This is a genomic window from Corynebacterium amycolatum, from assembly GCF_016889425.1.
Lineage (GTDB): Bacteria > Actinomycetota > Actinomycetes > Mycobacteriales > Mycobacteriaceae > Corynebacterium > Corynebacterium amycolatum.
In genome coordinates this window covers 731,508-755,721 of record NZ_CP069513.1, presented here as the reverse complement: position 1 = coordinate 755,721, position 24,214 = coordinate 731,508, and the positions used below count along the sequence as shown (strand labels likewise).

General features: G+C 59.4%; 20 protein-coding genes. 9 read left to right on the top strand and 11 right to left on the bottom strand.

Annotation, left to right across the window (positions count from 1 at the left end):
- Window positions 1–10 precede the first annotated feature (10 nt).
- Together I6J19_RS03345 and pheA are read right to left on the bottom strand one after the other, a co-directional pair.
- Window positions 11–802 (bottom strand): histidine phosphatase family protein, encoded by a 792-nt coding sequence (locus I6J19_RS03345; RefSeq protein WP_038627004.1) that lies wholly within the window; start codon window positions 800–802, stop codon window positions 11–13.
- 3 nt (window positions 803–805) lie between these two features.
- Window positions 806–1,741, bottom strand: a complete 936-nt coding sequence (gene pheA / locus I6J19_RS03340; protein WP_038627007.1) for a prephenate dehydratase — start codon at window positions 1,739–1,741, stop codon at window positions 806–808.
- Window positions 1,742–1,774: 33 nt separating this feature from the next.
- Here pheA and I6J19_RS03335 point away from each other — a divergent pair, with 33 nt between their 5' ends.
- A complete protein-coding gene (locus I6J19_RS03335; protein WP_038627010.1) occupies window positions 1,775–3,163 on the top strand; it encodes an amidase in 1,389 nt (462 codons plus the stop codon).
- Here the strand turns inward: I6J19_RS03335 and I6J19_RS03330 are convergent.
- Complete coding sequence (locus I6J19_RS03330; RefSeq protein ID WP_038627012.1) at window positions 3,160–3,969, bottom strand: fructosamine kinase family protein; 810 nt, start codon at window positions 3,967–3,969, stop codon at window positions 3,160–3,162. The genes I6J19_RS03335 and I6J19_RS03330 overlap by 4 nt on opposite strands.
- A gap of 131 nt (window positions 3,970–4,100) precedes the next feature.
- Here I6J19_RS03330 and I6J19_RS03325 point away from each other — a divergent pair, with 131 nt between their 5' ends.
- Window positions 4,101–5,504, top strand: coding sequence for an LCP family protein (locus I6J19_RS03325; RefSeq protein ID WP_224792260.1), 1,404 nt, complete (start codon window positions 4,101–4,103; stop codon window positions 5,502–5,504).
- Window positions 5,505–5,607: 103 nt separating this feature from the next.
- On the opposite strand, the gene I6J19_RS03320 is transcribed toward I6J19_RS03325, so the two are convergent.
- From I6J19_RS03320 to I6J19_RS03305, 4 genes are all read right to left on the bottom strand, one after another.
- A complete protein-coding gene (locus tag I6J19_RS03320) occupies window positions 5,608–6,525 on the bottom strand; it encodes a DUF5926 family protein (RefSeq protein WP_038627014.1) in 918 nt (305 codons plus the stop codon).
- Between the two features lie 48 nt (window positions 6,526–6,573).
- Window positions 6,574–7,452 (bottom strand): hypothetical protein, encoded by an 879-nt coding sequence (locus I6J19_RS03315; protein ID WP_038627017.1) that lies wholly within the window; start codon window positions 7,450–7,452, stop codon window positions 6,574–6,576.
- A 118-nt stretch (window positions 7,453–7,570) separates the two neighbouring features.
- Entirely contained in the window at window positions 7,571–9,538 is a 1,968-nt protein-coding gene (locus I6J19_RS03310) for a pyruvate kinase (protein WP_052155554.1), read from the bottom strand.
- Between the two features lie 138 nt (window positions 9,539–9,676).
- A complete protein-coding gene (locus I6J19_RS03305) occupies window positions 9,677–10,624 on the bottom strand; it encodes an L-lactate dehydrogenase (protein WP_038627019.1) in 948 nt (315 codons plus the stop codon).
- 110 nt (window positions 10,625–10,734) lie between these two features.
- Here I6J19_RS03305 and I6J19_RS03300 point away from each other — a divergent pair, with 110 nt between their 5' ends.
- The 3 genes from I6J19_RS03300 (at window position 10,735) to I6J19_RS03290 (ending at window position 14,460) form a co-directional block, all read left to right on the top strand.
- Window positions 10,735–12,711, top strand: a complete 1,977-nt coding sequence (locus I6J19_RS03300) for an alpha/beta-hydrolase family protein (protein WP_038627020.1) — start codon at window positions 10,735–10,737, stop codon at window positions 12,709–12,711.
- Window positions 12,712–12,847: 136 nt separating this feature from the next.
- On the top strand, window positions 12,848–13,444 hold the full coding sequence (locus tag I6J19_RS03295; protein WP_005510435.1) for a superoxide dismutase: 597 nt from the start codon (window positions 12,848–12,850) through the stop codon (window positions 13,442–13,444).
- Window positions 13,445–13,614: 170 nt separating this feature from the next.
- Window positions 13,615–14,460 (top strand): crotonase/enoyl-CoA hydratase family protein, encoded by an 846-nt coding sequence (locus I6J19_RS03290; RefSeq protein ID WP_038627022.1) that lies wholly within the window; start codon window positions 13,615–13,617, stop codon window positions 14,458–14,460.
- 4 nt (window positions 14,461–14,464) lie between these two features.
- Here I6J19_RS03290 and I6J19_RS03285 read toward each other — a convergent pair whose 3' ends face one another.
- A complete protein-coding gene (locus tag I6J19_RS03285; protein ID WP_038627024.1) occupies window positions 14,465–16,285 on the bottom strand; it encodes a ribonuclease H-like domain-containing protein in 1,821 nt (606 codons plus the stop codon).
- A gap of 173 nt (window positions 16,286–16,458) precedes the next feature.
- On the opposite strand from I6J19_RS03285, the gene I6J19_RS03280 reads away from it, so the two are divergent.
- From I6J19_RS03280 to yidC, 4 genes are all read left to right on the top strand, one after another.
- On the top strand, window positions 16,459–17,238 hold the full coding sequence (locus tag I6J19_RS03280; RefSeq protein WP_016421682.1) for a DUF6474 family protein: 780 nt from the start codon (window positions 16,459–16,461) through the stop codon (window positions 17,236–17,238).
- Window positions 17,239–17,398: 160 nt separating this feature from the next.
- The gene (locus I6J19_RS03275) at window positions 17,399–19,156 is read left to right on the top strand and encodes an alkaline phosphatase D family protein (protein WP_038627027.1); all 1,758 of its coding nucleotides are present in this window, start codon (window positions 17,399–17,401) and stop codon (window positions 19,154–19,156) included.
- A 348-nt stretch (window positions 19,157–19,504) separates the two neighbouring features.
- Window positions 19,505–19,858: a histone-like nucleoid-structuring protein Lsr2 gene (locus I6J19_RS03270; RefSeq protein WP_016421684.1), complete on the top strand. Its 354-nt coding sequence runs from the start codon at window positions 19,505–19,507 to the stop codon at window positions 19,856–19,858.
- 196 nt (window positions 19,859–20,054) lie between these two features.
- Window positions 20,055–21,413 carry a membrane protein insertase YidC gene (gene yidC, locus I6J19_RS03265; RefSeq protein WP_038627029.1) on the top strand — a complete coding sequence of 453 codons (1,359 nt, stop codon included), beginning with the start codon at window positions 20,055–20,057 and terminating at the stop codon, window positions 21,411–21,413.
- A gap of 52 nt (window positions 21,414–21,465) precedes the next feature.
- Here yidC and I6J19_RS03260 read toward each other — a convergent pair whose 3' ends face one another.
- The 3 genes from I6J19_RS03260 to I6J19_RS03250 form a co-directional block, all read right to left on the bottom strand.
- On the bottom strand, window positions 21,466–22,086 hold the full coding sequence (locus I6J19_RS03260; RefSeq protein WP_016421686.1) for a TetR/AcrR family transcriptional regulator: 621 nt from the start codon (window positions 22,084–22,086) through the stop codon (window positions 21,466–21,468).
- 375 nt (window positions 22,087–22,461) lie between these two features.
- The gene (locus I6J19_RS03255) at window positions 22,462–22,755 is read right to left on the bottom strand and encodes a GlsB/YeaQ/YmgE family stress response membrane protein (protein ID WP_016421687.1); all 294 of its coding nucleotides are present in this window, start codon (window positions 22,753–22,755) and stop codon (window positions 22,462–22,464) included.
- Window positions 22,756–23,099: 344 nt separating this feature from the next.
- A complete protein-coding gene (locus tag I6J19_RS03250; protein ID WP_016421688.1) occupies window positions 23,100–23,999 on the bottom strand; it encodes a universal stress protein in 900 nt (299 codons plus the stop codon).
- Window positions 24,000–24,214: the final 215 nt, after the last annotated feature.

The window sequence follows — 24,214 nt, the reverse complement described above, 5'->3', positions numbered from 1 at the left end:
TCGCTCCCTTCTAGGGCAACTCGCTGTCGCCCCAGCGACGCACATCCCACGCGCCCGGTTCAATGCCAGCACGCTTGCCGACGGCCACTGCGTTCGGAACCAGCTCAATTCGCTCGGTATTGGCAATGCGGTGTCGCAGTGCGTATTCCGGATCCACCCCGGTCAGATACTGCCCAATCAGACGAATAGCCGCGCCGTGGCTGACAATGACGACATCCTTGCTGCTGGCCTCCCTGGACTCCTTGGATTCACCACCTGTCGCTCCTGCCTGCTCCAGCAGCTGCTGTAGCGTCGGCAGGTACCGATTCAGCACGTCAGCACCGGATTCACCGCCGGGAAGGCGGTACTCCAGCTCTCCATTGAGCCACTGATAGAAGGCGCGCATGTACTCCATGTGCGCATCGCGATCATTGCGCCCCTCAAGATCGCCGGCCTGAATCTCGTGGAGACCACCCTCATGGCGGATGCGAACGGAAGTCTCTCCCAGGTGGTGCAGACTCGCGACCGCGCCTGCACCAGTTTGGCGTGCACGCAGGGCATGGGATGTGACAATGTCACCGATTCTGTGGACGTCGGGAAGCAAAAGACGTCCCAGACTGCGCGCCTGCCTCACACCGAGGTCGGTGAGCGGTGCGCCCGGCAATGCGGTATCCAGGCGGCGGTTGATGTTGCCGGTGGTCTGCCCGTGGCGGATGAAAATGATGCGCTGGGAATCAACCGGCATGACAGATTCAGGGCGGTCTGGGCGGTCATCGAGGAAAGGCAGCTGTCCAACTGGATTTTCGGGCGCGGTGGGTGTCATGTTTTACCTTCGTCCTTCCTTGAGCGCGTCGACCCATTCAATTGACTGGGAGATATCCGGCGGCGGGGTCATAATGCTGCGGCGACCGCCCTCAGCAACCGGCCAAGATCCCAGATACCGCAGGTCTTCGGCGTATTCGTGCAGTGCCGCGAGAGCCGCCGCAACCTGTGCATCATAAACGTGGCCGTTGCAGTCGATGTAGAAGCGGTAGAGGCCGAAGAGCTCGCGTGTCGGCCGCGACTCGATGCGGGTGAGGTTGACCTGTCGCACTGCGAACTCATTCATGGCGCGCATCAGTGTGCCGGGCTGGTTCGGCAGCGTGAAGGAGACCGAGGTGCGGTCGGCGCCGGTGCGCGGCGTCGGCACACCAGGGCGCCCCACCAGCAGGAAACGGGTTCGGGCACCGCGCACGTCGGCGACCTCAGTGGCCAGCGCCTCAAGTCCGAGCAGCTCACCCGCGCGGGCCGGGGCAGCGCAAGCGTCGTGGGTACCCTCGGCGACCTGGTGAGCCGCCGCCGCATTGGAGCTGGCCTGATGAACTTCCACGCCCGGAAGGTTGGCATCCACCCACTGTTTGACCTGCGGATACGCCACAGGATGTGTCGTAAAAGTACGCACCTGTTCCGCCGTCGTACCGGGACGGACCAGGATAGAGAAGACCACCCCGACCTCGGTTTCACGGAAAACCTGCAGCTCCGGCCCAGCAGCGAGGGCATCAAAAGTTGGTGTGACGGGACCGTCCACGCTGCTTTCGATAGCCACGCAGGCGAAGTCCGCTTCCCCTCGGCGCACGGCTCCAAGCGCGGCCGCGGGACTATCCACCGGCACGGCATTGACCGCGGATTCCCCTGCAGGATCAATCTCGCCAGCACGCGCCATGTCCCACAGCGCCTGCTCGGTGAATGTGCCCGCTGGACCCAAATAAGTAACCGTCGTCATAAGCTCAGATTAGAGGGCTTCTACACTTATTGCATGACCTTTTCTTCCGAGATGCCCGCCCGCGCCCTCACTGAAGCCGTGCGCAGTGGCGCAATCTCGGTATCGGAGATCGTTTCGGAATTCGCCACGCTTGCCGACGACGCCGCGGCCAATCCCGCCCGTTTCGGTATTGCCACGTCCTTGGCCGAGCACGCTGTCGACCGCGCACGCAGCCTCACTGCCCAATCAGAGGCCGCCCGGCGCGCTAGCCACGGCCTCCCGCGTGACCTCCTGGGACTGCCAGTGGCGATCAAAGACCTATTCACCATCGCCGGTGTCAAATGCACGATGGGCTCCGCCAACTTGGCTTTCACCGCCACCGAAACCTCGGAACCCGTGGCGAAACTTCTGGCTCGCGGCGCCATCCTCACGTCGACTACACACACCTCCGAGGTTGGGATGACGGCCTACACCGAGCCGATTGGCTACCCGGCTCCGGAAAACCCCTATTTCGCCGTGCCCGATCAGCTGTCCAATCAACCGGATACCACGCCACGCACTCCCGGTGGTTCCTCGGGTGGCAGCGCGGTGGCTGTCGCAACTGGTGTCGTTCCCGCAGCTCTGGGCTCTGACGGTGGCGGTTCCATCCGCGTGCCTGCCGCCTGCTGTGGCCTCGTTGGGTTGAAGCCAGCACACGATATTGCGGGTGGAAATCTCTCCACGCCTGCCTTTCTCACTCGCACAGTCGATGACGCAGCGCTACTGGCCGGGGTGCCCTTTCCCGCAACCTCGCATGTTTTCCGACGGTCCCAGCGCCCCCTTCGCATCGGTGTCACTATCAGCCCTTTTCATGCTGAGGTGGACGTCGATAAGCGCTGGGCAAACGGTGCGTGGGCGGCGGCTGACCGTCTTGCCGACGCCGGGTATGAGGTGGTGGAAGTGCCCAGCCCCTATGACCCGGCAGGTCCGGACGTGTTCGAGATCTTTCGACGGACCATCACGCGAATGTCCACGAAATTACCGCGCGCGGACTACTCCGAGATCGTGCAGTGGATTCGCGCCTGTGGCCAGGAGATTTCCGCAACTGAGGCGGCGGCGACACATCAGCAGCGGATGGCTCTGCCCGGCGCGATTCGATCGCGTTGGGAAGTCGATGCGGTGATTACGCCAACGCTGGCGTTTGATCCGCCACGTATTGGGCATTTCTCTGCGTTGGCGCCGTGGGAGGACTTTGACGAGCAAACCCGGTGGACACCGTGGTTGTCGCTGTGGAATCTGACTGGGTGGGCAAGCGTGTCCATGCCAATTGCTGTGCCGGGCACAAGCGGCAGCACACCCAATGCGAAGCTCCCCGCCACCAGCGTCAACATCGGTGCGGTGCACTGCGGTGAGGCAGAGCTACTGGAGATCGCTAGCGTGCTGGAGGCTGCTAACGCCAGCTAACGCACGTACTTCGCTGCCATTGCCGCTGCCTGTCCGGCGTATCCGCCACCAAATAGCACCGCGTGCATGAGCACCGCGTAGAGCTGGTGGAGTTCGCAGCTCTCGGCGAAATCCGGCAGGGGATGTACAGATTCGTAGCCACGCAAGATCTCATCGAAGTGCGTTGCCCCGAATAGCGCCAGCAGTGCCAGATCTTCCTCGCGGGCTCCGCCGTGTGCCGCGGGGTCAATCAAGATCGCGCCGTCTGCATCCCACATGAGGTTTCCCCACCACAGGTCACCGTGGACACGCGCGGCGTCTGGCTCGTTGTCGAAATCTCCAGCCAAGAGCCGATCAATGAGCTGGTCAAAGATATCTAGCTGACGGTTATTGTAGGAGTTTTCCAACTTTCCCAGCGCAGGCAGAAGACGTCCTTTCGCCCAGTATTCACCGAAGCTCTCCCGTGGAGTCAGGTCCATCTGTAGTGGCTGATCCAGCGGACCGAAGTAGCCGTGCCCCTCCCACTCATCGGGGCCGGCACCCCAGCCAGCGGCGCCCAGATTGTGGGTAATAGCCAACGATTTTCCAAACTCGTACGCTGCCTGTGGATTCGGCGCCATCGACTCAATTCGACGCAATTTCAGCGCATGCCCGCTCACGCCCAGCACATCCACGACGCGCGCACCACCGTCAGATTCGCCCTCGCGCAGCCAGTCCAGCCCCGCCGCCTCACAGGCGAAGAACCCTCGAGGGACACCATGTCGGCTCTTGACATAAACATCCGACTCGTTGACTGCGCATTCGTAGTTCTGGTTCATTGCGGACATATTTCCAGCATATTCTTCTTCGGTCCCAAACCCTTTCAGCACGTCGCATGCAGGGTAACGCCAGCGCTACCACTACTTGTATTGCTGTGTCGGTTCTCTTAGTGCACTGTCGTTGCCTATTCTTAATTGGTATGGAAGGCAACTTCGACGACTCGCGCATTGCCCGCGACCGATACGGCAGACCGCTCAAAGATCGCTATGGTCGCCCCATCTACCGCCGTGTGGACGAGGCGTCGCCGAAGCATGCTCGCCCCCGTGAGGCCGATTCGCGTGGCGCTTCACGACGCCCCATCCCTCCCCGCCCTGACCGCCGTTCTCGGGCAGGGGCAGCCCGCCCAGCGCCTATGCCTCCACGCAGGTCTAGGCCGCAACCAGAACGTCGGCAGGCGCCACTGAACGAAACGCGCATTGAGTCCCGTCCACCGATGAACCGGACCGGTAGCGGACGCGCTGGCAGCGATCCGCGGTTTCCTCCACCCGGCTATAACCCGGATGCGGATTTCCAATCTTCCTCGCAGGGTTCGTCGCAGGACTACTACAGTGCCCCACAAGCAGCGAGTTCTGGCCGTGGTGGACGCCGCAGCAGTCGTGGCGGAGCCGGTGCCAGGTCGAGCTTCCACACGCGACGCATGCGGCTGCCACGCTTGCGCTTTAAATCCATCATCCTGGTTGTCGTCATCTTCCTTGTCGCCACGATGGCACTTGTCGACATCCGCCTGACCAGGGTCGACGCGTTCTCAGGTCTGACAAATCGCCCTGCCAATACGATGTCCTCCAACTGGTTGCTCGTCGGTTCGGACTCTCGTACGGGCTTGTCAGAGGAAGATGCCGCCAAGCTGTCGACGGGCAGTGGTGATTTCGGCCAGCGCACAGACACCATCATGATTGCCCACATTCCGGTGTTCGGTAAGCCGAAGTTGGTCAGTATCCCGCGTGACTCCTTCGTGGATATCCCGGGCAATGACAAAAACAAGATCAATGCGGCATTCGCATTTGGTGGCCCCCAGTTGCTCATCGACACCGTAGAGAAAAACACTGGGATTCACATCGACCACTACGCCGAAATTGGCTTTGGCGGTTTCGCCGGTGTCGTCGACGCTGTCGGTGGCATCGAAATGTGCCCTGAAGAAGCCATCGACGACCCGCTGGCAGGCCTGAATATTCAGGCCGGTTGCCAGAAATTCGATGGCGCGAGTGCCCTGGGTTACGTGCGCACGCGTGCTACCGCCCAGGGAGACTTGGACCGCGTAGAGCGGCAGCGTGAATTCATGAGTGCGCTGATGGGACGGCTGAAGTCACCTGCGGTATGGCTCAACCCCTACCGCTGGATTCGCCTGGCCAATGCTGGCACTAAGGCCGTGCTCGTCGGCGATGGTGACCATGTCTGGAATCTGACCTGGCTGATGTTGCGCATGCTGTTCGGTTCCGATTCTCTTACCGTGCCCACCTCAGGCGCCATGGATACCGGTTATGCGGGCAATGTGCTGCTCTGGGACGAAATCGAAGCGCCAACACTTTTTGCGGAGCTGAGATAGCCAAGAGAGTAGCTAAAACTGCTTCAGATAACTTAGAGACAACTAACGCGTGTGGCTCAGCTTTTCGCTGAGCCACACGCGTTAGTTCTTAAACCAGTTCCGCCTAGTTCCGAATGGTCACCTGACGGGACACGATGGTCTCACGGGACTTACGCTCCTCGGCGGTCAGCGGCTCTTCGCTGGCCAGCGCCTCAGCGATACGCTTGTCGGCCTCTTCCACGGCAGCAATCCAGTGGTCGTGCGGCTTGGTGTTATCCAGGTCCCAGACCGGCACCAGCACGCCATCGGTACGGAAGACACCGGCGAACTTCGTGCCCTCGCCCAGCGAGAGGTTGTCCGCAGCGTGCACGCGTGCCAAGGCATCCAGCAGCGGCTTCTCATCTTCACGACGCACCCAGCGGATGTGGGCGCGCTCGCCCGGATCAATCCACCACACAGCACCAGCGGCCTTCGCATCCAGGCGGTATGACGGGAGAATCGCGTCGTTAGCCACGGCCAGGTTCTGCTCGATCATCGGGGTGCGTTCAATGCCCTTGGGAATCCACCACTCGAAGTCCTGGTGGACCTCCATGTTGTCGAGATCCACGGCGGTCAGGACGTCGGTAAGCGGTGCAGCCTCGCCGTCAGTAGCGGCCGAGAGCTGCTGACCCGGCTCTGCATCGCGAGCCCATGCCAGCGCACGGGAGAGATCCGCAGCGCCGTCATTGGTGCGAGCCTGCGTCTGCAGCGCGACGAAAGCCTCATTGCCCTGGTCAGCGGCACGCGTCAGTGCGGCTACGCCACCCGGCAGCACGGTGCAGAGCTTGATGTCACGCTCAGCGTCAGCGACCGTGACCGGAATGACCACAGCCGGAGCGAACTCGCGGACAGCCACGATGTCAGCCTCTTCGTCGAAGTCTTTGAACGGACGCGGATTGCCCAGCAACGCTGCACGCTCAGCAGCGCGGGCTGCCAGCTTCGCCTGACGGCGGCTCATGCCCTCCGGGGCCTGATTATTCTTCTTACGAGATTTCTTTCCCACAAGGCCACAGAATACCTATTCGCAGTCCGTAATTCGCGACTGCCTGGGCTACTTATAAAAATCGTCGACGAATTCGCTCGCCGTTCCTTCGAAAAGCTGCTTGTCGACGGCCAACGCGCCCGCCTCCCCTTGTTCATCGGTAGCTTCGCTGGGGATGAAGCCCTTGGACCAAAAACCGGGCTGGGTGCACTCGCGACCTGCCCCAACGGGAATGTTGCGATGCACTTCCTCGGGAGCCAACACGTAGCGGAGTAGCCGCGCCGTAAGGGCAGTTGTCACACAAGCTAAAACAGTGATGATTCCGGCCTGGAAGTATGTCCTGGACACGTCGGCAGCGATAAACCAACCCGTTGCAAGGGGCCACAAAACGCAGGCCAGATACCAGATAAAGCGACCTGGCCTCATTACGGCAGTGACTCCTGTTTCAGCCAACGCGACCACGGGCCCCGTGATGTTGCGCACTGGCCACATGTGCATCGTGCGCACATCCGTTGCCGTGCGCGACAGCAGTGGGCGGGCATACGTTGCGCGGTCACGCAGCACCTGGAGAGTCTTGTAGACCGAAAAACCCAGACCAATGAGGGAAACCATTCCGCAGAGACCGAAAGCCCATGCTCCCAATTCGCCGAGGAGGGAAACCACCAAATCCTGGCCGGGGCTCAGGATGCTCATCCAGATGAATACGGTAAATGCGGCGAATACTCCGGCGCCGCTCATTGCCCATCGAAAGACGCTGTCCGCACGCTTGCGAACAATCTCATCGGCCTTCCAGCGCGGCGTCGCACCTGTGATGGCCGAATCCGAGACAGTCGGCTGCCAGCTCTGCTGCGGTGGCAGCACCACCTGAGGTGGGGACTGCTGTGGCTGCTGTTTTGGAGACTGCGGCGGCACAGCCCACCCCGCGTTTTCTGCCTGTTCATTAGACATTTTCCGCAGGGCTCCTCTCGTACGCGCGGCCGGCTTCTTCCGCAGTCTTTTCTCCCACGGTGTTTTTAGGTGCGCTCCCCCTAACCTACCTAAACTAGCCCGGCCCCTAACCCAGCCACTAGTCCGACCAGCTGCGAATCTTCCGCAGCATGATGCGGCTCTTACGCTGCGAACGCCCCATCTTCCGGGCCAGGTTGTTCAAAATCGCGATGGCCTCGGTAATATGCGGCCCCTTGTTCAGCATCACGCACTCGGCACGCAGGGCGAAGGCCGCATCGGTAATCTCCGCGCGGGACGGCAGGCCGGCCTTGGCCATGTTCTCCAGCACCTGAGTACCCAGAATGGTCGGCACACCGGCTGCCTGCGCCAGCGTCAGAATCTGGCCTGGGACCTCACCCATACGGTCGAAGCCCAGCTCCACAGCCAGGTCACCACGAGCAATCATCAGACCGGACTTGGCGCGCTTCATGCTGGCGATGATGATTCCCGGCAGATTCTGGAATGCCGGAATAGTCTCAATCTTCAGCACAACACCCAGATTCCGAGCCTTCGACGCCAGGTCCTCGCGGCCCGCAGCCTCATGTTCTGCCGTAATCTCATCGAGCACCTTGTAGACGTACTCAGCATCCCCCTGCGTGCGAATAAAGCTCACCGCAGCAATATCCGCATGCTCCACCACAAAGCGCAGGTGCTCAATGTCTTCGTCGGTAAGCGAATTGAGCGGCAGGTCGGTGTTCGGCAGATTGATGCCCTTATGCGCCGCCAGCGGCTGACCATTCGGCTTCGTACGCAGGACACGCAGCCGGGCATCGACGTGACTATCTTCGCTTGACGACGTCTCGGAGACCTCAACCACCTCAGCGCCAAGTGCACCGTCGTCGAAAAGTACCGGATCGCCCGGTTTCAGAGCCGCCACGGCAGACGGCAGCGAACAGGAGACGCGTGGAATTTCATCGTCGGTGCGTGGAATGGTGGTGATTTCCTCACGGCTGGTGAGAATAAACTCATCCCCAGTGTGGAAACGCAGCTTTTGCACGGTCGGTGGCACACCACCAGCGCGCGTGACCTCGTAGTTGCTCCGCAGGTGTGTGCCCTCGGCGATCCACGCGTTCTTCTCCCCCTCGGCGAGGACAGCCTCGACCTCGCCCTCGGAGTCGGTGTCGATGCGCACAACGGTGAAGTGACGCTTGGCCGAGCGGGAGTCATGCAGCGTGATGACGTCCTCGAGCTGCAGCTGCTCCAACCACCCCTGATCTGCTTCCAGCGGCAGTGCGGGACGCCCCGGCAAATCGCTCGGAGCTGGCTTGGGGTGCTCATCCAGCCGTGGAGTCAGCCAAATCTTGGACTTGGAGATGACCGTGCCGGCGTCGTCACGCACAACACGGGCGCGCCCCACACGCGGCCCCGGTTCGATATCGCCCGTGCGCAGCTTCGGGCCAGCCAGATCCATGGACACGAAGATGCGGCGACCGGCCTTCTCAGCTGCAGCATTGACGTTGTCAATCATGCGGCTCCACTGCTCAGGGCCGTCGTGGGCGCAGTTGATGCGAGCGAGATCCATGCCAGCGGCAGCGAAGCTCTCCACCAACTCTGCATCGTCGGCGGCCTCGGCGGGCAGGGTCACCATAATGTGCGAAGTGACATCCGCGCGCTCCTGACCGAACAGCTCGGTGGCGTTGTTATCCAGGGCAATATCCGCGCGCTCATCGTCGGCAATAATGCGGGCGACATCGATGTCTGAGGTGCGCCCCGCCAGCGCCAACAGCGCGTTGAGAGCGAGCTCAAGGCGCCCCCGGGTGAAAGTCTCCACCGTAGTCAGACTGGTCACGCCGAGGTCGTGCAAGCTGTTTTGCAGCTCACGGATGTCAATTGTGCGCAGGTGTGCGTAGTGCAGCAGGTTTTCCGCGTGCCGACGGCGCTCCTCCGGCACCTCTGCGAGCAGTGCAGAAGCCTCCACCGAAACGTCGTCCAACTCTGTGATCAGATCAGTGACCTTGCTGATGAGGTCATCCAGACGCGGTACGGCCGCGCCGCTTTCAGTGTTGTCAGTTGCTGTTGCTGTGTCTTGAGGGCTCTGCGCTGCCATAGAGAAGGCACTCCTGTGTTTAAGACGAAGCGTTGGCCAGAGTCGGCCACGCGGGCCAATAGAAGGTGGGCATTCTCATTCTCAAATGAGACGGCCGAAAGCGCATGTCGAGAAGACATCTGCTCTCGCTACCAGCAGTTACTTCCAGAATGGATCCTGCACATCTCGGAGCGTCTGAATGGACTTGTCCAGCTGCTTCTTTTCGTATTCGTCCAGCTCAAGCTCGATAACGCGGCGAATTCCTCGACGGTTCACAATGGCGGGTGTTCCGATGAACACGTCCTCATGACCGTATTCACCTTGCAAGTATGCGGAGACCGGCAGAGCTACCTCTTGGTTCTGGAAAATGGCGCGCGTAATGCGGGCCAGACCCATACCGATTCCGTAGGAAGTGGAGCCCTTGGCATCGATAATCTCGTAGGCGGCATCACGGGTTCGGATGAAGATGTCCTCCAGCTCGTCGTGAAGCGCGGGGTCGGCGGCGAGGCGCTTGGACAGACTGACGCCTGCAACGTTGGCGCTGGACAACACCGGCAGCTCGGAGTCGCCGTGTTCACCAATGATGTATGCGTGCACGCTCATCGGGGAAACATCGTAGTATTCACCCAGCATGTAACGGAAACGTGCGGAGTCCAAGATGGTGCCGGAGCCGAAGACACGGTTGTGTGGCAGCCCGGAGTACTTCCACGCGGCGTATGTGAGTACGTCGACGGGGTTGGAGGCGATCAGTAGGAGCCCATCAAAACCGCTGGCCATGACGGAATCGACGATGGACTTCATAATTTTCATATTCTTGTCCACCAGCTGTAGGCGAGTCTCGCCGGGCTTTTGTGCTGCGCCTGCACAGATGACTACCAGCGCGGCATCGTCACAGTCGGCGTACGTGCCCTGAGTGACTTTGGTGCGCGACGACGCCCACACGACGCCATGGTTTAAGTCCATGACGTTGCCCATCGTCTTCTTTTCGTCGATGTCAATGATTGCCAAATGGTCGACAGTGCCTTGGTTGACCAGCGAGTACGCATATGCCACGCCGACGTCGCCAGCGCCGATCAGCACGACCTTATTTCCTGTGGATAGCTTCATAACCCTCGGATCCTTCTCAACCGATTCGGAAAACGTTGCGACACCCCACAGGCTACGCTTTGTGCGGAAAACTGGCGCGAGATGAATAAACCCCGAGGAAAAAATTTGCCATGATGGGAGTTATGGGATTCCTGCGTCGCGCATTTACTTCGATTGCGCCCTCGATTGCGTCTACGGGCAACACACCTGTAGCTCAGCCAATCGAAACCACCAGGACAGTGCGAGCTGCACGAGCAGCGCGAACGGGAATTGCAAGAGTCGCTGGCACAGCTGGCATGGCCAAAGCGCTGGGCGCAGTCGGCACCGGCAGTCTGATGGCTACCAAAGTCTTTCGCGAACGCCTCCTAGGTACCGGCCCTGGCACTATCCGCAGCGCACTGCGGGCGGGCATCCCCTCCAACCCCGGTCTAATTGGTGCAGAAATTGCGTCATGGGCTGCCTTTAGCCCCTCGCTGATGCCGCGTACTCGGACCGCCACCGTTACTGTGACCTTCCTGGCACAGTTGGCGGGCCATGTCACCGGGGTGGCTATCGGCTATGGCTACAACACGACGATGCGGCGTCTGGCCAGCACTCCGCTCAACCGCTTTGCGCCGGCACCTCGACACGAGCGCGCACTGGCCGTGACCTGGCATGTTGCCACCACGGCCACCACCGCGGCGCTGTGGCTGCGCTCTATTTCCCAGCAGCGCGAAATTGGCCGACTGGTGGGCAAGGATGAGCAGGAATCCGCACGCAGCCAGTTCGCTTCCACAATGATTGCCAGTGGTCTCTACCTGACCACTCGGGGGCTCTCCGCGCTGGCCAATCGCGGCTATGACTTACTGCGGGACAACCTCCGCCCCTGGCTGCCGCGCGGTCTCGCCCCGGTTCTCAGCGGTGCCATCGTCGGTGGTGCCGTGGCCGCCAGCATTGACCGACTGCTTATCCGTCGGACTTTGGAGTCCATCGCCAAGAAGTCCCGATACCTGAATACCCTGGTAGTTCCAGGCCGCATGCAGCCCTGGGAGCCGGAACGTTCCGGAAGTCCATGGTCTTTGGAGCCGTGGTACGCACTCGGCGCCGAGGGGCGCGTCTTCGTCGCCGAAGGCCCCCGTGCCCGAGATTTGGCGGTGGTCACTGGCAAGCCGCTCTCCGAACTGCAGGAACCCATCCGCATTTATGCGGGCAAGGTGCCAGGTCGTTCTCTGCGGGAACAGGCGGAGCTCATCATCCGCGAGATGCACCGCACCGGCGCGTTCCGGCGCGATCATCTGGTTGTCTTCACCACCACCGGCACCGGTTGGGTGCCACCGTGGTCGGCGCAGGCTGCAGAGTTCTTGACCCTTGGCAACTGCGCCACTGTCGCTCTGCAGTACTCTGACCTCCCCTCCCCAGTGGCATGGCTAACGGACCACGAAACCCCAATCGCGGCTGGCCACACCCTTATCCATCGGGTGTTGCAGGAAGTCGACAAGATGCCGGAGAACGACCGGCCAAAGGTCTACGTCGCCGGTGAATCCCTCGGCGGGTTTGGCGGTCTCGGCGCATTCGAGAATTCCGCTGACATGCTCGCACGCGTCGACGGTGCTGTCTGGACGGGCGCACCACAGTTCTCCGCAATGTGGAAAGAGCTGACGCACCGTCGGACAAAGGGGTCTCCGGAAATCGCTCCGGTCATCGACGAGGGGCGAAACATCCGCTTCGCTACGCGCCCCGACGAGCTGTACCACTCCTTCTATGTCACCAAGTTCGGGCCGTGGGAATTCCCGCGCGTCGCATTCCTGCAGCATGCCTCTGACCCCATCGTCTGGTGGGATTACCCACTGGCCTGGCGCCGCCCCGACTGGCTTGCAGAGCGCGTCGGCCGCGATGTTCTCCCCTCCATGCGCTGGCACCCGTTCGTCACCTTCTGGCAGGTGCTTATCGACGGCCTCGCCTCCGTCACCGTCCCCGGTGGTCACGGCCACCGGTACGAGGAAGAAATGCTGCCAACGTGGGCTTCCATCCTCGACATTCCGCTTGACGACGACCTGGGTGGCGCAGCCGGAATGCGCTTCAAGCGCGTGAGTAAGTGGATTCGCCGCACTCAGCCGCCACGTTCATAAACTTGTGACAGATATCCCTGAACAGCATTTTTTATGAATTTCGCATTAATTGTATTGCTTAAATGGTTGCGCATCCGCTCATCTTGAGTACCATCAACGGCACAACCTAAAAACGTGTTGAGGAGGAATTTTCCTAATGACTAAGTACGAACTTCCTGAGCTGGATTACGCTTACGACGCTCTGGAGCCGCACATCTCCGGCGAGATTATGGAGCTGCACCACAGCAAGCACCACGCTAATTACGTCAACGGCGCCAACGCTGCTCTGGAGAAGCTCGCTGCTGCTCGCGAGTCCGGCGACTTCGCAGCTGTTACCGGCCTGTCCAAGGACCTGGCCTTTAACCTGGGTGGCCACACCAACCACTCCCTGTTCTGGAAGCTGCTGTCCCCGAACGGTGGCGGCCAGCCGACCGGTGAGCTGGCTGAGGCTATCGAGCGCGACTTCGGCTCTTTCGAGAAGTTCCAGGCTCACTTCAACGCTGCTGCTCTGGGCCTGCAGGGCTCCGGCTGGGCTGTTCTGGGTTACGACACCATTGCAGAGCGCCTGGTTATTGAGCAGATGACTGATCAGCAGGGCAACCTGTCCATCAACCTGAAGCCGGTTCTGCTGCTGGATATGTGGGAGCACGCTTTCTACTTGCAGTACAAGAACGTCAAGGCTGACTACGTCAAGGCTGTCTGGAACGTCTTCAACTGGGATTACGCTGCAGAGCTGTTCGCAGCTGCCAAGTAATTTCAGCTAACAGCGCGCGGCTTTTTACGCGTCCCTGCCGCGCGCTAAAGATGGCTTACCGGCTCGCTGACGGGACTTACCCTCAGCGGGTCGGTTTTTTGTGTCTTGTTTGAGACCACTTTTGGTATTTCCCGGGCGGCACACGTATCCGTCGTTTAGCGTTAGTGCCCATGAACACCAGCAACAATGTCAACGTCGCCTATGAATACCTCGTCGTAGCTGATTCAGAGGCGGCGAAAATCGCTGTCGTCAGTTTGGACCGCGGAGACAAACTCAACGGTCTAACACTTGAGATGCTGACCGAGCTGTCCGCCGTCGCCCGGAAACTGGCAGCTGACCGTGATCTGCGTGGCGTGATCCTACGTGGCGAGGGCAAATCGTTTTGCGCTGGACTCGATTTCGCCTCGGCATTTAAGAAGCCCTCGCGCATCCTGCGCTCATTCGTCCCCGATATCCACGGCACGAACCTGTTCCAGCGCGCCTGCTGGGACTGGCGACGCCTGCCGGTGCCGGTCATCGCGGCAGTGCATGGGCACTGCTACGGCGGTGGTCTACAGATTGCACTAGGTGCTGATTTCCGCATTACTACGAGCGATGCCAAGTGGTCAATCCTCGAAGCGAAGTGGGGACTGATTCCGGATATGTCCGGTATGCGAACCATCCTCGATGAGGTCAGCGCCGATACTGCACGTTGGCTGACCATGTCTGGCGAAGAACTCAACGGCAAGGAAGCAACTGAGATTGGTCTGGCGACGTGGGCCGTGGACACGGAGGACGCTGCACTTGAGCTGTCCAAGGAGAAGTTGGCACAGCTGGCGACACGCTCGCCGGATCAGCTGGCGGCGACGAAGCGGCTTTTCCGCGATGTGCACCGCTCTCCTCGCGCAACATTCCGTGCCGAGCGCACACAGCAGCTGCTGCTATTAGCCCGCAAGAACACGGCCATTATTCGCGATGCTGCGATGAAGAAGGTCTCACCTAAGTTCGCCCGGCGCGGCACGTGGGCGCGTGGTTAGCGCGTTAAGGAACCGGCAGGTCATCCCCATGCGGCAGGTCCGCGGCCGCGCGCTGTGAATCCAGCCAGTCGCGGACGTGGGCTACCGATCGGCAATCATCGCCGTTGTAGCGCAGCAGCATGGCGCGAGCCTCGGCTTGCGTGAGCTTTTCAAAGGACTGTTCCGCGACAAAGTCGAGGTCAGTGGCCGTCGCAATGCGATACAGATCCAGCGATGCCTCGCCGTCAACATCGGCGTCGCGCCAGTGGAAGCCCGACCACGGGGCCACGACTTTAAGCCCCATACCGACGGTGGAGAGGATCTGGCGACGGGCGACCTTCAGCATGTCCACCCAGTCCTCCGAGGCAATGAACTTGTCCACTTCTTCGCGGGTCGGCACCCGCACAATCTTTGTCGGGCCAGCTGCCTCGGAACTGGAACCAGCCGCATCGCCTGTAGCCAGCTCCGCCGAATCTGCGGGCACCACAAATTCCTGGCCGCCGAACCGGGTGGCGCTCTGACGCAGCCAATAGTTCTCACCCTCTGCCGCCCAGCAATAGGCGCGGAAGGTCTTGCCTTGTTCATGCGCCGCATTTCGACGCCGCATCAGGTAATCCCAGAAAATCGCAAAGTTCCTGGCCTCCGCCGTGCCACCGAGCCCTTCTGGCCCCGGTGGCTCCCAGGTGATAAACCCGCGGTAGTCCTCCCCAGGCACCCACGTTCCCCACAGGTAGGCGCCATCGTTGGGGTACGCCTCCATATCGATATCCATCTCAACATCGCCACGCGGGGCCGATGTCTTAGCGGCTACCCGGAGCGCATCGACGTCGGCAAGCCGCGCCCTCGCCATCCACACCTGCTCCTTGCTGACGTGCGAAGTGTTGGTACTCGCCTGCGCCAGTGCCGTGACCGTGTCGATGCCCACACTGCGCAACCGCATGGACTTATCCCCAGGTAGGAGGAGGGAAATGTCGTCACTTGCGGTCAGCTCAGCCAAGCAAAGGTCGTGGTGACGGCAGGTTCGGCACTCCCGGATGCGCCGTGGCGCCAGCGGCCAGGTGCCTGGCGTAAACCGTGACGGTCGCCCCTGAGTGGCAGCGACGGCATCACGCGCGTCCCGCAACGCCATCCGGTACGAGGCCACGCGCGAACCTTCATCGGCAATGACAATATGCCGTGTATCCAGGTTCATCCCGGTGGCACTAATCGCCCCCACCAGACCACAGGATACGCCCAGGCGGTGCAGTATCGCCGCTGCCTGCCCAAGCTTCACAGCATCGGGTCCGTAATGCCGTAGCTTCCACTCGTCCGTGACAACCATCGCCTGACGCAGGGTCCGCCCCATCACGCCAGCACGTCCGAGCCGGTCAACGCCCAGCAGTCGCACCTGCATCGCCGCCGCACGCGCCGCATTGCTTGACGACGGCTTACGCCGCCGGCCCGGTTTGCGCGCAGAGAGCAAGTGCCGTGTGACAACCAGGACCGGCATGTACGTCGGTGAGGTCGTCTGTGGTGAATCATCGACCTTGACCAGCAGATCGGGGTGGCAAATCTCGTCGATTCCCGAGTACACCCCACCGGGAATCGGACGCTCATGCATGAGCACGCCACCGGCGATGACGCTTTCTCCGCGGGCGATGGCCTCAAGGGTATCCAGGTGAGCGTCCGGCCCCGGGGCCACTGTGTACAGGCCGGGGATGGACGCGATGGACGTCGGCAAGCGGTGCTCATGGCGAGAAGCAGGTTCGACTAGCCGCCCCTCGCGGAGGTCGAGGCTCAGCCGGTAGCGGCAGCCGATGAGGTCGCTCGCGTGGAGAAGCGGGCGCGAAACGGATGAATCAGTCACAATGAGAATTAGCGTATCGCCACTCGGTAGGAAGTTTCACGTTAAGCTTGGATAGCAAGAATCGTGATGCAGCCACTGCATCTGGCAAGCGCACTCCGGCGCGGTGGGGTTTACGGGTTTTCCGCCCCGCTTTTCCGGAGGGACTATCTGCGAGCAACTAGGCGAAGGAAAAAATGAGCTTCTTGGGTGACATCCGTGAGCGTCGGCGCGAAACCGCCAAGCAGGTGAAGGCTGCCAAGGCGAAGGCTAAGGAAGAGGCTCGCCACGCAGCTCGACTTAATCGCAAGGCACATAAGGCTGAGGTCAAGGCCGCTAAGCGCGACCAGAAGCACCAGCACAAGCTGGAGCTGAAGGAGGCCGCTGGCCGCGTTCGTTCTGAGGAAAAGCTCGGTAAGAAGGAACTCAAGCTGGAAAACCGTGCTCTGAAGCGCGCGGAAAAGATCCGCAAGGCAAGTGCCAAGGACGAGAAGAAGGCGCTGGCCGCCAAGCAGCGTCACCAGACCAAGATGGCCGAGAAGATCCTGCAACAGCAGCGCAGCCAGGGCTTCAACAAGGACAAGGCAAAGTCGTGGATCGGTGGCGCACGCCTGCTGGTACCGGTGCTGGTTCCGCTGGCCTACCGCGCCATCACTGCCATTCAGCGCCGTGAACACTCTTCGGCCGCGCAGAAGTTCGGTGTTTCCGCTAATGATGCCGCTCGTTACCAGGGGCACGGTGCGCCGCTGCTGGCCCGCATTGAGGCCACTCGTGGTTCACTGACAGAGCTGCGTAAGTCGGGCGTCAAGGGTACCGATGGTTTTATCAAGGACGCCAACTCGCGTCTGGATGTCATGACTGATGCCATTAACACTGCCGAGAAGATGACCCCGGAGCAGCGTCGTCGCGCACACCACTCCATTACCGCAGAGCTGGATTCTCTGGATCGCCAGATCATTTCGGAGCTGGGCGCGTAAACCTGGCCGCTTCGGGTTAAGGCCACTCGCCGAGATCCGTCGAACTAAGCGCGACTGTTGTTGAGCAGCAATAGTCGCGCTTTCGCTCTTATTACCCCCGTATCGGGCTATTTTCTCCCTCCGATGGCGCTACGGACTGAGAACTACTGTAATGAGGGCTATGCCATCTTCAGATAAATCTCAGACTGCAGCCTCGGATCTGAACGGCGCGGTCTCGAATAGCGACGCAACAGCCCAAAAGCCATTCACCCCTTCTCGTCGTGCCGTACTGCGTGCCGGCGCTACCGGTGCTGCTGCTGGCGCCATCGGCCTGGCGACCGCTACTAGTGCGGGGGCCAATCCTGAGTCACAGTCTCCAGCTAATGCTGGCGGTTCTGGCGGTTTTCAGGTCTTCCAACACGGTGTGGCCTCTGGCGATCCACTGCCGGACTCCGTTCTTATCTGGACTCGTGTGACCTCGCACCCAGGCGACACCGCAGGTGCAAACCAGGGCCGCCCTGTTGCACTGAAGTGGGAAGTCGCTTCTGATGAGGGCTTCGGCAACATCGTTGCCTCTGGTGCCCTGAACACCGACCCGGATGCTGACAACACCGTCAAGATCGATGTCAAGGGTCTCTCCGCTGATTCCTACTACTTCTACCGCTTTACCGTCACCGCTGGTAATCACGCGGGCCAGGTTTCCCCGATTGGCCAGACTCGCACTGCGCCGCCGGTGAACTCCTCGCCAGATCACCTGGGCATCGCGCTGACCTCCTGCGCTAACTGGGAAAGTGGCTTCTTCTCCGCTTACCGCGATATGGCGGAAAATGACCGCATCGACATCATTATGTGTGTCGGTGACTACATCTACGAGTACGAGGCCGGTGGCTACTCCGGCAAGGGCCCGGTTCGTGACCACAAGCCGGCTCACGAGATTATTTCTCTCGCTGACTACCGCCTGCGCTACGCCACCTACCGCACCGATGCGGACCTGCAGGAAGCTCACCGCGCAAAGCCGTGGATTGTGACCTGGGATGACCACGAGGTCGCCAACGATGATTGGCACAGTGGCGCTGAGAACCACGACCCGGAGACCGAAGGCGACTACGTTGCCCGCCGCGACGCCGCTATCCAGGCTTACCTGGAGTGGCTGCCAGTTCGCGCTGTCCCCTTCTCCCAGGGCGGCAAGCTCTACCGCAGCTTCCGTTTCGGCGATCTCGCCGACCTGACCATGCTGGACCTGCGCACCTACCGTGACCAGCAGCTGAAGTTCATCCGCGCTGGCGAGACCGATGATGAGAGTCGCTCCATGCTCGGCTCTGAGCAGTTCAATTACCTGCTCGGCCAGTGGCGTTCCTCGAGCGCAAAGTGGCGTATCGTGGGCAACTCCGTCATGTTCACTCCAGTGCTGGTTCCGCCGCTGGATCCGGAGGCCACTCGCGCTGTCACTGAGCTGCTGAGCTTGCCTCAGGACGGCCTGCCGTACAACTTGGATCAGTGGGATGGCTACGCTGCTGAGCGTCGTAAGCTGATTGACATCATGGGTAAGGAGGGCTACGACAACGTTGTCTTCCTCACCGGCGATATTCACTCCTCCTGGAACTGCAACGTACCGAAGGTCCCGGGCCAGTACCCGAGTGCCGGTATTGCCGCCATTGAGATTGTCTGTACTTCCGTCAGCGCCCCGAACATCGATGACATTGTGAAGCTGCCTCAGGACAACCCGATTTCCTTGGCTGCTACCGCTGGACTCAAGGCTGCGAACCCGTACGTCAACTACCTCGAGTTCGACCGCCACGGCTACACCGCTGTCTACTTCGGCCGCGAGGACGTTACCTCTGAGTACCGCCTCGTCGAGCTCAAGGAGGAACCGAACCAGCCACTTTTCGTCGCCGCTACCTACCGAGGCAAGCCTGGTGAGGGCATGACCCAGGCTTAAGCGCTTTCTCATCCTTTCGCTTTCCGACGACCACTGAGAGCGCACCCCGCATTGCGCCCTCAGTAGCGTAGTTGCTGTTCACGACGGCCCTGCACAACATGCAGGGCCGTCTTTTTATTACCCCAAGTTCTTGTGCACAATTAATCGAATTATTAACAAACCATGTATTCGATATAAGTTGCACAATCTAGCTCAATTATCGTCAATAGACATTAAATTTCTTTGCACTTATACTGTGAGGGAAAGAAAACAGGGCTTGATATTAATTTGAAATTTCACCGTATTGAAGTTTCACCGTAAGCCTTCTTCATTATTACAAGTTCAGCACCAAGCTTAGGCAGGGATTCTATGGCACGCCGCGAACTAATTCAGTACATCGACGACCTTGATGGGACTCCGCTTGATTCCGCAGATCACCAAGTCGTTCGTTTCTCTTTCCGCGGTAAGAACTACATTCTCGACCTCTCTCAGGAAAATGCTGAGAAGTTCGAGCAGGTATTAGAACCGTATATTGCGAACGCTTCTATTGATCACAGCACGGTTGTAGCTCCGCGTAAGCGCTCTTCCGCTAATCCCAATGCCGCTGAGGCCCGTGATCGCAATCGCAAGATTCGCCAGTGGGCACGAGAGAATGGCATGGATGTTGCAGACCGCGGTGCGCTGCCAAAGCACATTATTGAAAAGTACGAGAGCGCTAACTAGTTCTCACCCAGGTTCGTTTGCCTTCCACTGGATGTCATCCAGCTTCACTATCTTAAAGACAGGGTCCCGCCACAGCGGGGCCCTGTTTTAAAGTTGGGGCAGGTGATTCGAGTCGCTAGGATAGCGGCTGGAATTGGCACACCGGCCTAATCCGGTTGTCTTACTTTTCTTATCCTTGACATGGAGGAGTCGGCCCGTGGTTATTTTGGAACCATTTGTTTGGCTGGTCTCGTTTGTCCTTAAGGCGTGGCACCTTTTACTGGCCTCAGTGTTTCACCTGCCATCTTCTCTGTCCTGGACGCTTTCTCTCTTCCTGCTGGTGTTTACGGTGCGTGGCGCTCTGGCGTTTCTCGCGTTCCAGCAATTTATCTCGGCGCGCAAGACGGCCAACCTACGGCCGCAGCTTTTTATACTCAAGGAGCGCTACCGCAGGAGCATCGAGCCGAACTCGCCACAATACGTAAACTTTGCCAGCAAGGAAATGCGCAAAGCCGAAGGTATTAAGACCTCCGTAATGCTGGCGCCCCTCTTCGTCCAGATTCCCGTGATTATGGGCCTTGTTCGCATGCTGAGGCACATGCTGCGGGCGTCTGAGGGGCCTGGGCTGCCTGCGTCTCATAATGTCGGATTCATCTCTAAGGATGAGATTTCCGACTTTCTGAGTGCGACATTCTTGGGGCAGCCTCTACCCGCGTATCTGCGCATGGACCGGGAGCAACTACAAATCCTTGGGGGCGATCATGATTCGCTGTTAGCTTTCTGCATTATCGGCATCGTGGCAGCGGCCATTTTCACCGGTTTTAACTTGGTCATTTCCTACCGCCGGTTGCAGCGCACTCTCGACTATTCCAATAGCGTCAGTGTATTCCTCAGCAAATTCATGCGCGTAATGCTTATCTACGCACCGCTGATGATCCTCTTCGCGGGGTTCTTTGGCCCAACACCTGTGGCTCTAATTGTCTACTGGGTCACCAATAACTTCTGGACACTGACCCAAAATATTATTCTTACCCGCTATGTAGAAAAGACCTACCCGCTCACGGACGATTTCCGAACTCTTCAAAACCACCAAAAGGGTGAATACGAATCGGAGCGGGAGGAAAAGAAGAAGTTAAAGCAGGCCAAGCGTCGCTTTTATATCAAATCCGCATTCGCTCCGTGGAAAATAAAGCAGTATAAGAGCGAATATGCCGCTATTGAGAAGGAATCGCGGGACCGTCGTAAAGCAAAGCAGGACGAAGAATATGCCCAGGCTTTGAAAATTGCGAAGGTTCGCTACATGGTGACCCAGATGAGGCCTGGCGCTCAGGACAATTTGCCGTCCCTGACGCAGGATATGAAGATTTCCTCGGGTATAGTTCCGCCGCTTCCCGGCCTGGCCAAAGTGCGGGCAGACATGAAACGACAAGCCGAGAAAGCACAAAAGGCGCAGAAGCGGCCGAAACCAATTCTGATTGCAAAGAACCTGGGAATGCTGCTCGGCCAGAATACGAAGAATATGGTTAAGAAAGCCACCGGCTCAAAGGAGTCGGACTGGAAACGCTTCCGGGATTAGCCCGTGAGCAAAAGGCGAGAACTAGGGCGCGTTAAAAAAGGGAATTAGGTATTTACGTGACCAAGTCACGGGCCAGGTCGCGCGCCATCTGCAGCGGGTTCAGGTCTTTGGACATCTTGGCACCCGCGAGGCCGCCGTCGAGGTAGAGCAACAGCATATTTGCGTGAGCAGACGGCATACTAGATTCATTTTCAGTCAGCAGCGTGTGTAGCTGTTGCCAAACCCAGGAGCGGTGATCGGCTGCGGCCTGGCGGATGTCCTGCTCCGACTCCGTTTCCGGCCGTGGATATTCACTAGCCGCATTCTGGAAGTGTGAACCACGGAAGTCGATTGCCGGCTGCTCCGCAATACACTGATCGAAGAAAGCGAGAATCTTCTCCGCCGGGGTATCCAACGAGGCCACTCGCTGCTCCCAAGCCTCCCGCCATTTGGCATCGAGGTCTTGCAGATACGCGATGACCAGCTTGTCCTTGGATCCAAACAACGAGTACAGGCTGGCTTTGGCGACATCAGCTTCCCGCAGGATGCGGTCAATGCCGACAACGCGGATGCCTTCCGTTGTAAACAGAGCTGTCGCTGATGTCAGGAGGCGCTCCCGCGGACTGGGGCGGTTACGACGGCGAGAGGAAGCGCGGCCGCCTTTTGCGCCCTTGCCCGTTGTCGCTTCTGCCACGGCAGTACCTCTCGTCCTTCCAAAGTCACACCCCGTTATAACAGCTGCTTACTCGCAAATATCGGCATTCGCGTCATTGCTTTCGCAACACTGAGCAGAGCGTTTATAGTTTGTGATATTCCATTGTAGGCGCATCTGCGACTGTGATTTTGTAAAAGAACAAACTAGTCAGTCTTTCAGCCTCTAGTCCTACTTTAGCGTGCGATGATTACTGCCCCCAACAGATGTCGCGACAACCGCAGAACGCCTACTTCACGACAACCACACAAGAAAAAGGGCATCTCAATGTTAATGAGATGCCCCGCGCTCTAGCTCACTATCCAGTAGATAGCAGCGTTACGACGCTTTGTGCTGAGCTGTGCTGTTTTTCTTGGTTTACTTACGCTTCTGAACCAGGCCGACAATCCACAGCAAAATCACGGCGCCGAGCAGACACGTAAGGAAGCTGAAGATCATTCCACCACCGGCGACATCAACGCCGAACAGGGTGAGCAGCCAACCGCCGAGGAAGCCACCGACAATACCGACGACGATATTCAGGACGACACCCATCGAAGCATCGGTGCCCATAATCTTGGAACCAATCCAACCGGCAAGGCCACCGATGATAATCCAGCCGAAGAAGCCCAGAGAGGGGCTAAAGGAGGCAGCAAGAAGAATCTCGTTCATGATAGATATTCCTTTCCGAAATCGTTCTGACTCAACTATAAGGCTTTCCAAAATATCTTGCACCTACTGCAAGCACTATCAGGCCATTTCGGCCACTGGGAAACTAGCGAGATAACAGTCGGATAACCACAGGAAAACCCTTATAGAATCTGTACTTTCTGCATGAAAACGGGGTTTATGCAGACGAGAGGCCCCATTTATATAAACCGAAGCCGATCTCCGAGACATGTCGGAAACCGGCTAGGTTCTACTTATAAATATTCGGTAACGGTTTCTGTTCTCGGCGCTAAACGCACCTCCACGACCGGCACCGGCGTCTTTTCTCAGCCTCCTCGAAGGGCGCTTTAGGCGTCAGTCTCCGGGCGGACGACCATCATCGGGCAAGCAGCCGCCTGCAGGAGTGCACGCGAGGTGGAGCCGAGCAGCATGCCCTTGAAGCCTCCGCGGCCGTGGCTGCCGACGACCAGCAGCTGCGAGCCTTCCGAGGCATCAGCCAGAGCACGAACCGGGCGGTCGCGGGTAACGACCTTCTTGATGGCCACGTCCGGGTACTTCTTAGCGTACTTCTCCAGGCGGTGGCCGAGCAGAGCCTTCTGCTCCTCTTCCACAACCTGCCACTGGCTCTGAGCTGCAGAAAGACCGGCCAGGGAAGCCTGTACCTGCATGTCCATCCAGGTGTGAACTGCAATCAGCTCTGCACCACGGGCATCGGCCTCACGGAATGCGTACTCCGTTGCCTTTTCGGAAATATCGGAGCCATCGACGCCGACAACGACCGGGCCGTACTTGGTCTCATCGGTGACCAGGTTGTCCTCGCGGACAACAACAACCGGGCACGATGCGTGGGAAACAACAGCGGCGGAAACCGAACCCATGACCATGCCAGAGAGCCCACCCAGACCGCGAGAGCCCATAACCACCATGGTTGCCTGCTCAGACAGGTCGAGCAGCATGTCAATCGGGCTGCCCTCTTCAATCTGGTGGCTGACATCTACCGACGGTGCGAAGTCGAGGGCAATCTTCTTGGCCTCGTTAATCTTCTCCAGGGTTTCGGCCTCAAGATCGTCGTAAAGCTCCTGCGGCGGAACCATGCCCTCTGCGTAGAGGAACTGTGGCATGGAGTAGCTGCTGACCAGACGGAGTGGCTCACCGCGCTTCACTGCGGTGTTAGCGGCCCACTTGACGGCGGTCTTGGACGCCTCTGAGCCGTCGACCGCGCACACAATGATGTTCTGCCTTGGCATTGATTGCCTCCTTATTATGCGATCCATAAAAATTGGCTCTCCGCGGCCAGACCGCAACGCAGCTACACCTATCGCACCTGCTTGGACGCCATTTTAATGGACAAGCGTTGCTATATGGTCAGCTCTTCCGAGCCAACCCTTTTATTACTTTCACCTCCACCCTACCCCCATTATGTTGCGACCGACAGGGCAGAATGTTGTCCACCTACGCCATT

Bases quoted from the DNA above. Each gene is read 5' to 3' on its own strand.
- I6J19_RS03345 (WP_038627004.1), bottom strand. From the start codon at position 802: ATGACACCCACCGCGCCCGAAAATCCAGTTGGACAGCTGCCTTTCCTC.
- pheA (WP_038627007.1), bottom strand. From the start codon at position 1,741: ATGACGACGGTTACTTATTTGGGTCCAGCGGGCACATTCACCGAGCAG.
- I6J19_RS03335 (WP_038627010.1), top strand. From the start codon at position 1,775: ATGACCTTTTCTTCCGAGATGCCCGCCCGCGCCCTCACTGAAGCCGTG.
- I6J19_RS03330 (WP_038627012.1), bottom strand. From the start codon at position 3,969: ATGTCCGCAATGAACCAGAACTACGAATGCGCAGTCAACGAGTCGGAT.
- I6J19_RS03325 (WP_224792260.1), top strand. From the start codon at position 4,101: ATGGAAGGCAACTTCGACGACTCGCGCATTGCCCGCGACCGATACGGC.
- I6J19_RS03315 (WP_038627017.1), bottom strand. From the start codon at position 7,452: ATGTCTAATGAACAGGCAGAAAACGCGGGGTGGGCTGTGCCGCCGCAG.
- I6J19_RS03310 (WP_052155554.1), bottom strand. From the start codon at position 9,538: ATGGCAGCGCAGAGCCCTCAAGACACAGCAACAGCAACTGACAACACT.
- I6J19_RS03305 (WP_038627019.1), bottom strand. From the start codon at position 10,624: ATGAAGCTATCCACAGGAAATAAGGTCGTGCTGATCGGCGCTGGCGAC.
- I6J19_RS03300 (WP_038627020.1), top strand. From the start codon at position 10,735: ATGATGGGAGTTATGGGATTCCTGCGTCGCGCATTTACTTCGATTGCG.
- I6J19_RS03295 (WP_005510435.1), top strand. From the start codon at position 12,848: ATGACTAAGTACGAACTTCCTGAGCTGGATTACGCTTACGACGCTCTG.
- I6J19_RS03290 (WP_038627022.1), top strand. From the start codon at position 13,615: ATGAACACCAGCAACAATGTCAACGTCGCCTATGAATACCTCGTCGTA.
- I6J19_RS03280 (WP_016421682.1), top strand. From the start codon at position 16,459: ATGAGCTTCTTGGGTGACATCCGTGAGCGTCGGCGCGAAACCGCCAAG.
- I6J19_RS03275 (WP_038627027.1), top strand. From the start codon at position 17,399: ATGCCATCTTCAGATAAATCTCAGACTGCAGCCTCGGATCTGAACGGC.
- I6J19_RS03270 (WP_016421684.1), top strand. From the start codon at position 19,505: ATGGCACGCCGCGAACTAATTCAGTACATCGACGACCTTGATGGGACT.
- I6J19_RS03255 (WP_016421687.1), bottom strand. From the start codon at position 22,755: ATGAACGAGATTCTTCTTGCTGCCTCCTTTAGCCCCTCTCTGGGCTTC.
- I6J19_RS03250 (WP_016421688.1), bottom strand. From the start codon at position 23,999: ATGCCAAGGCAGAACATCATTGTGTGCGCGGTCGACGGCTCAGAGGCG.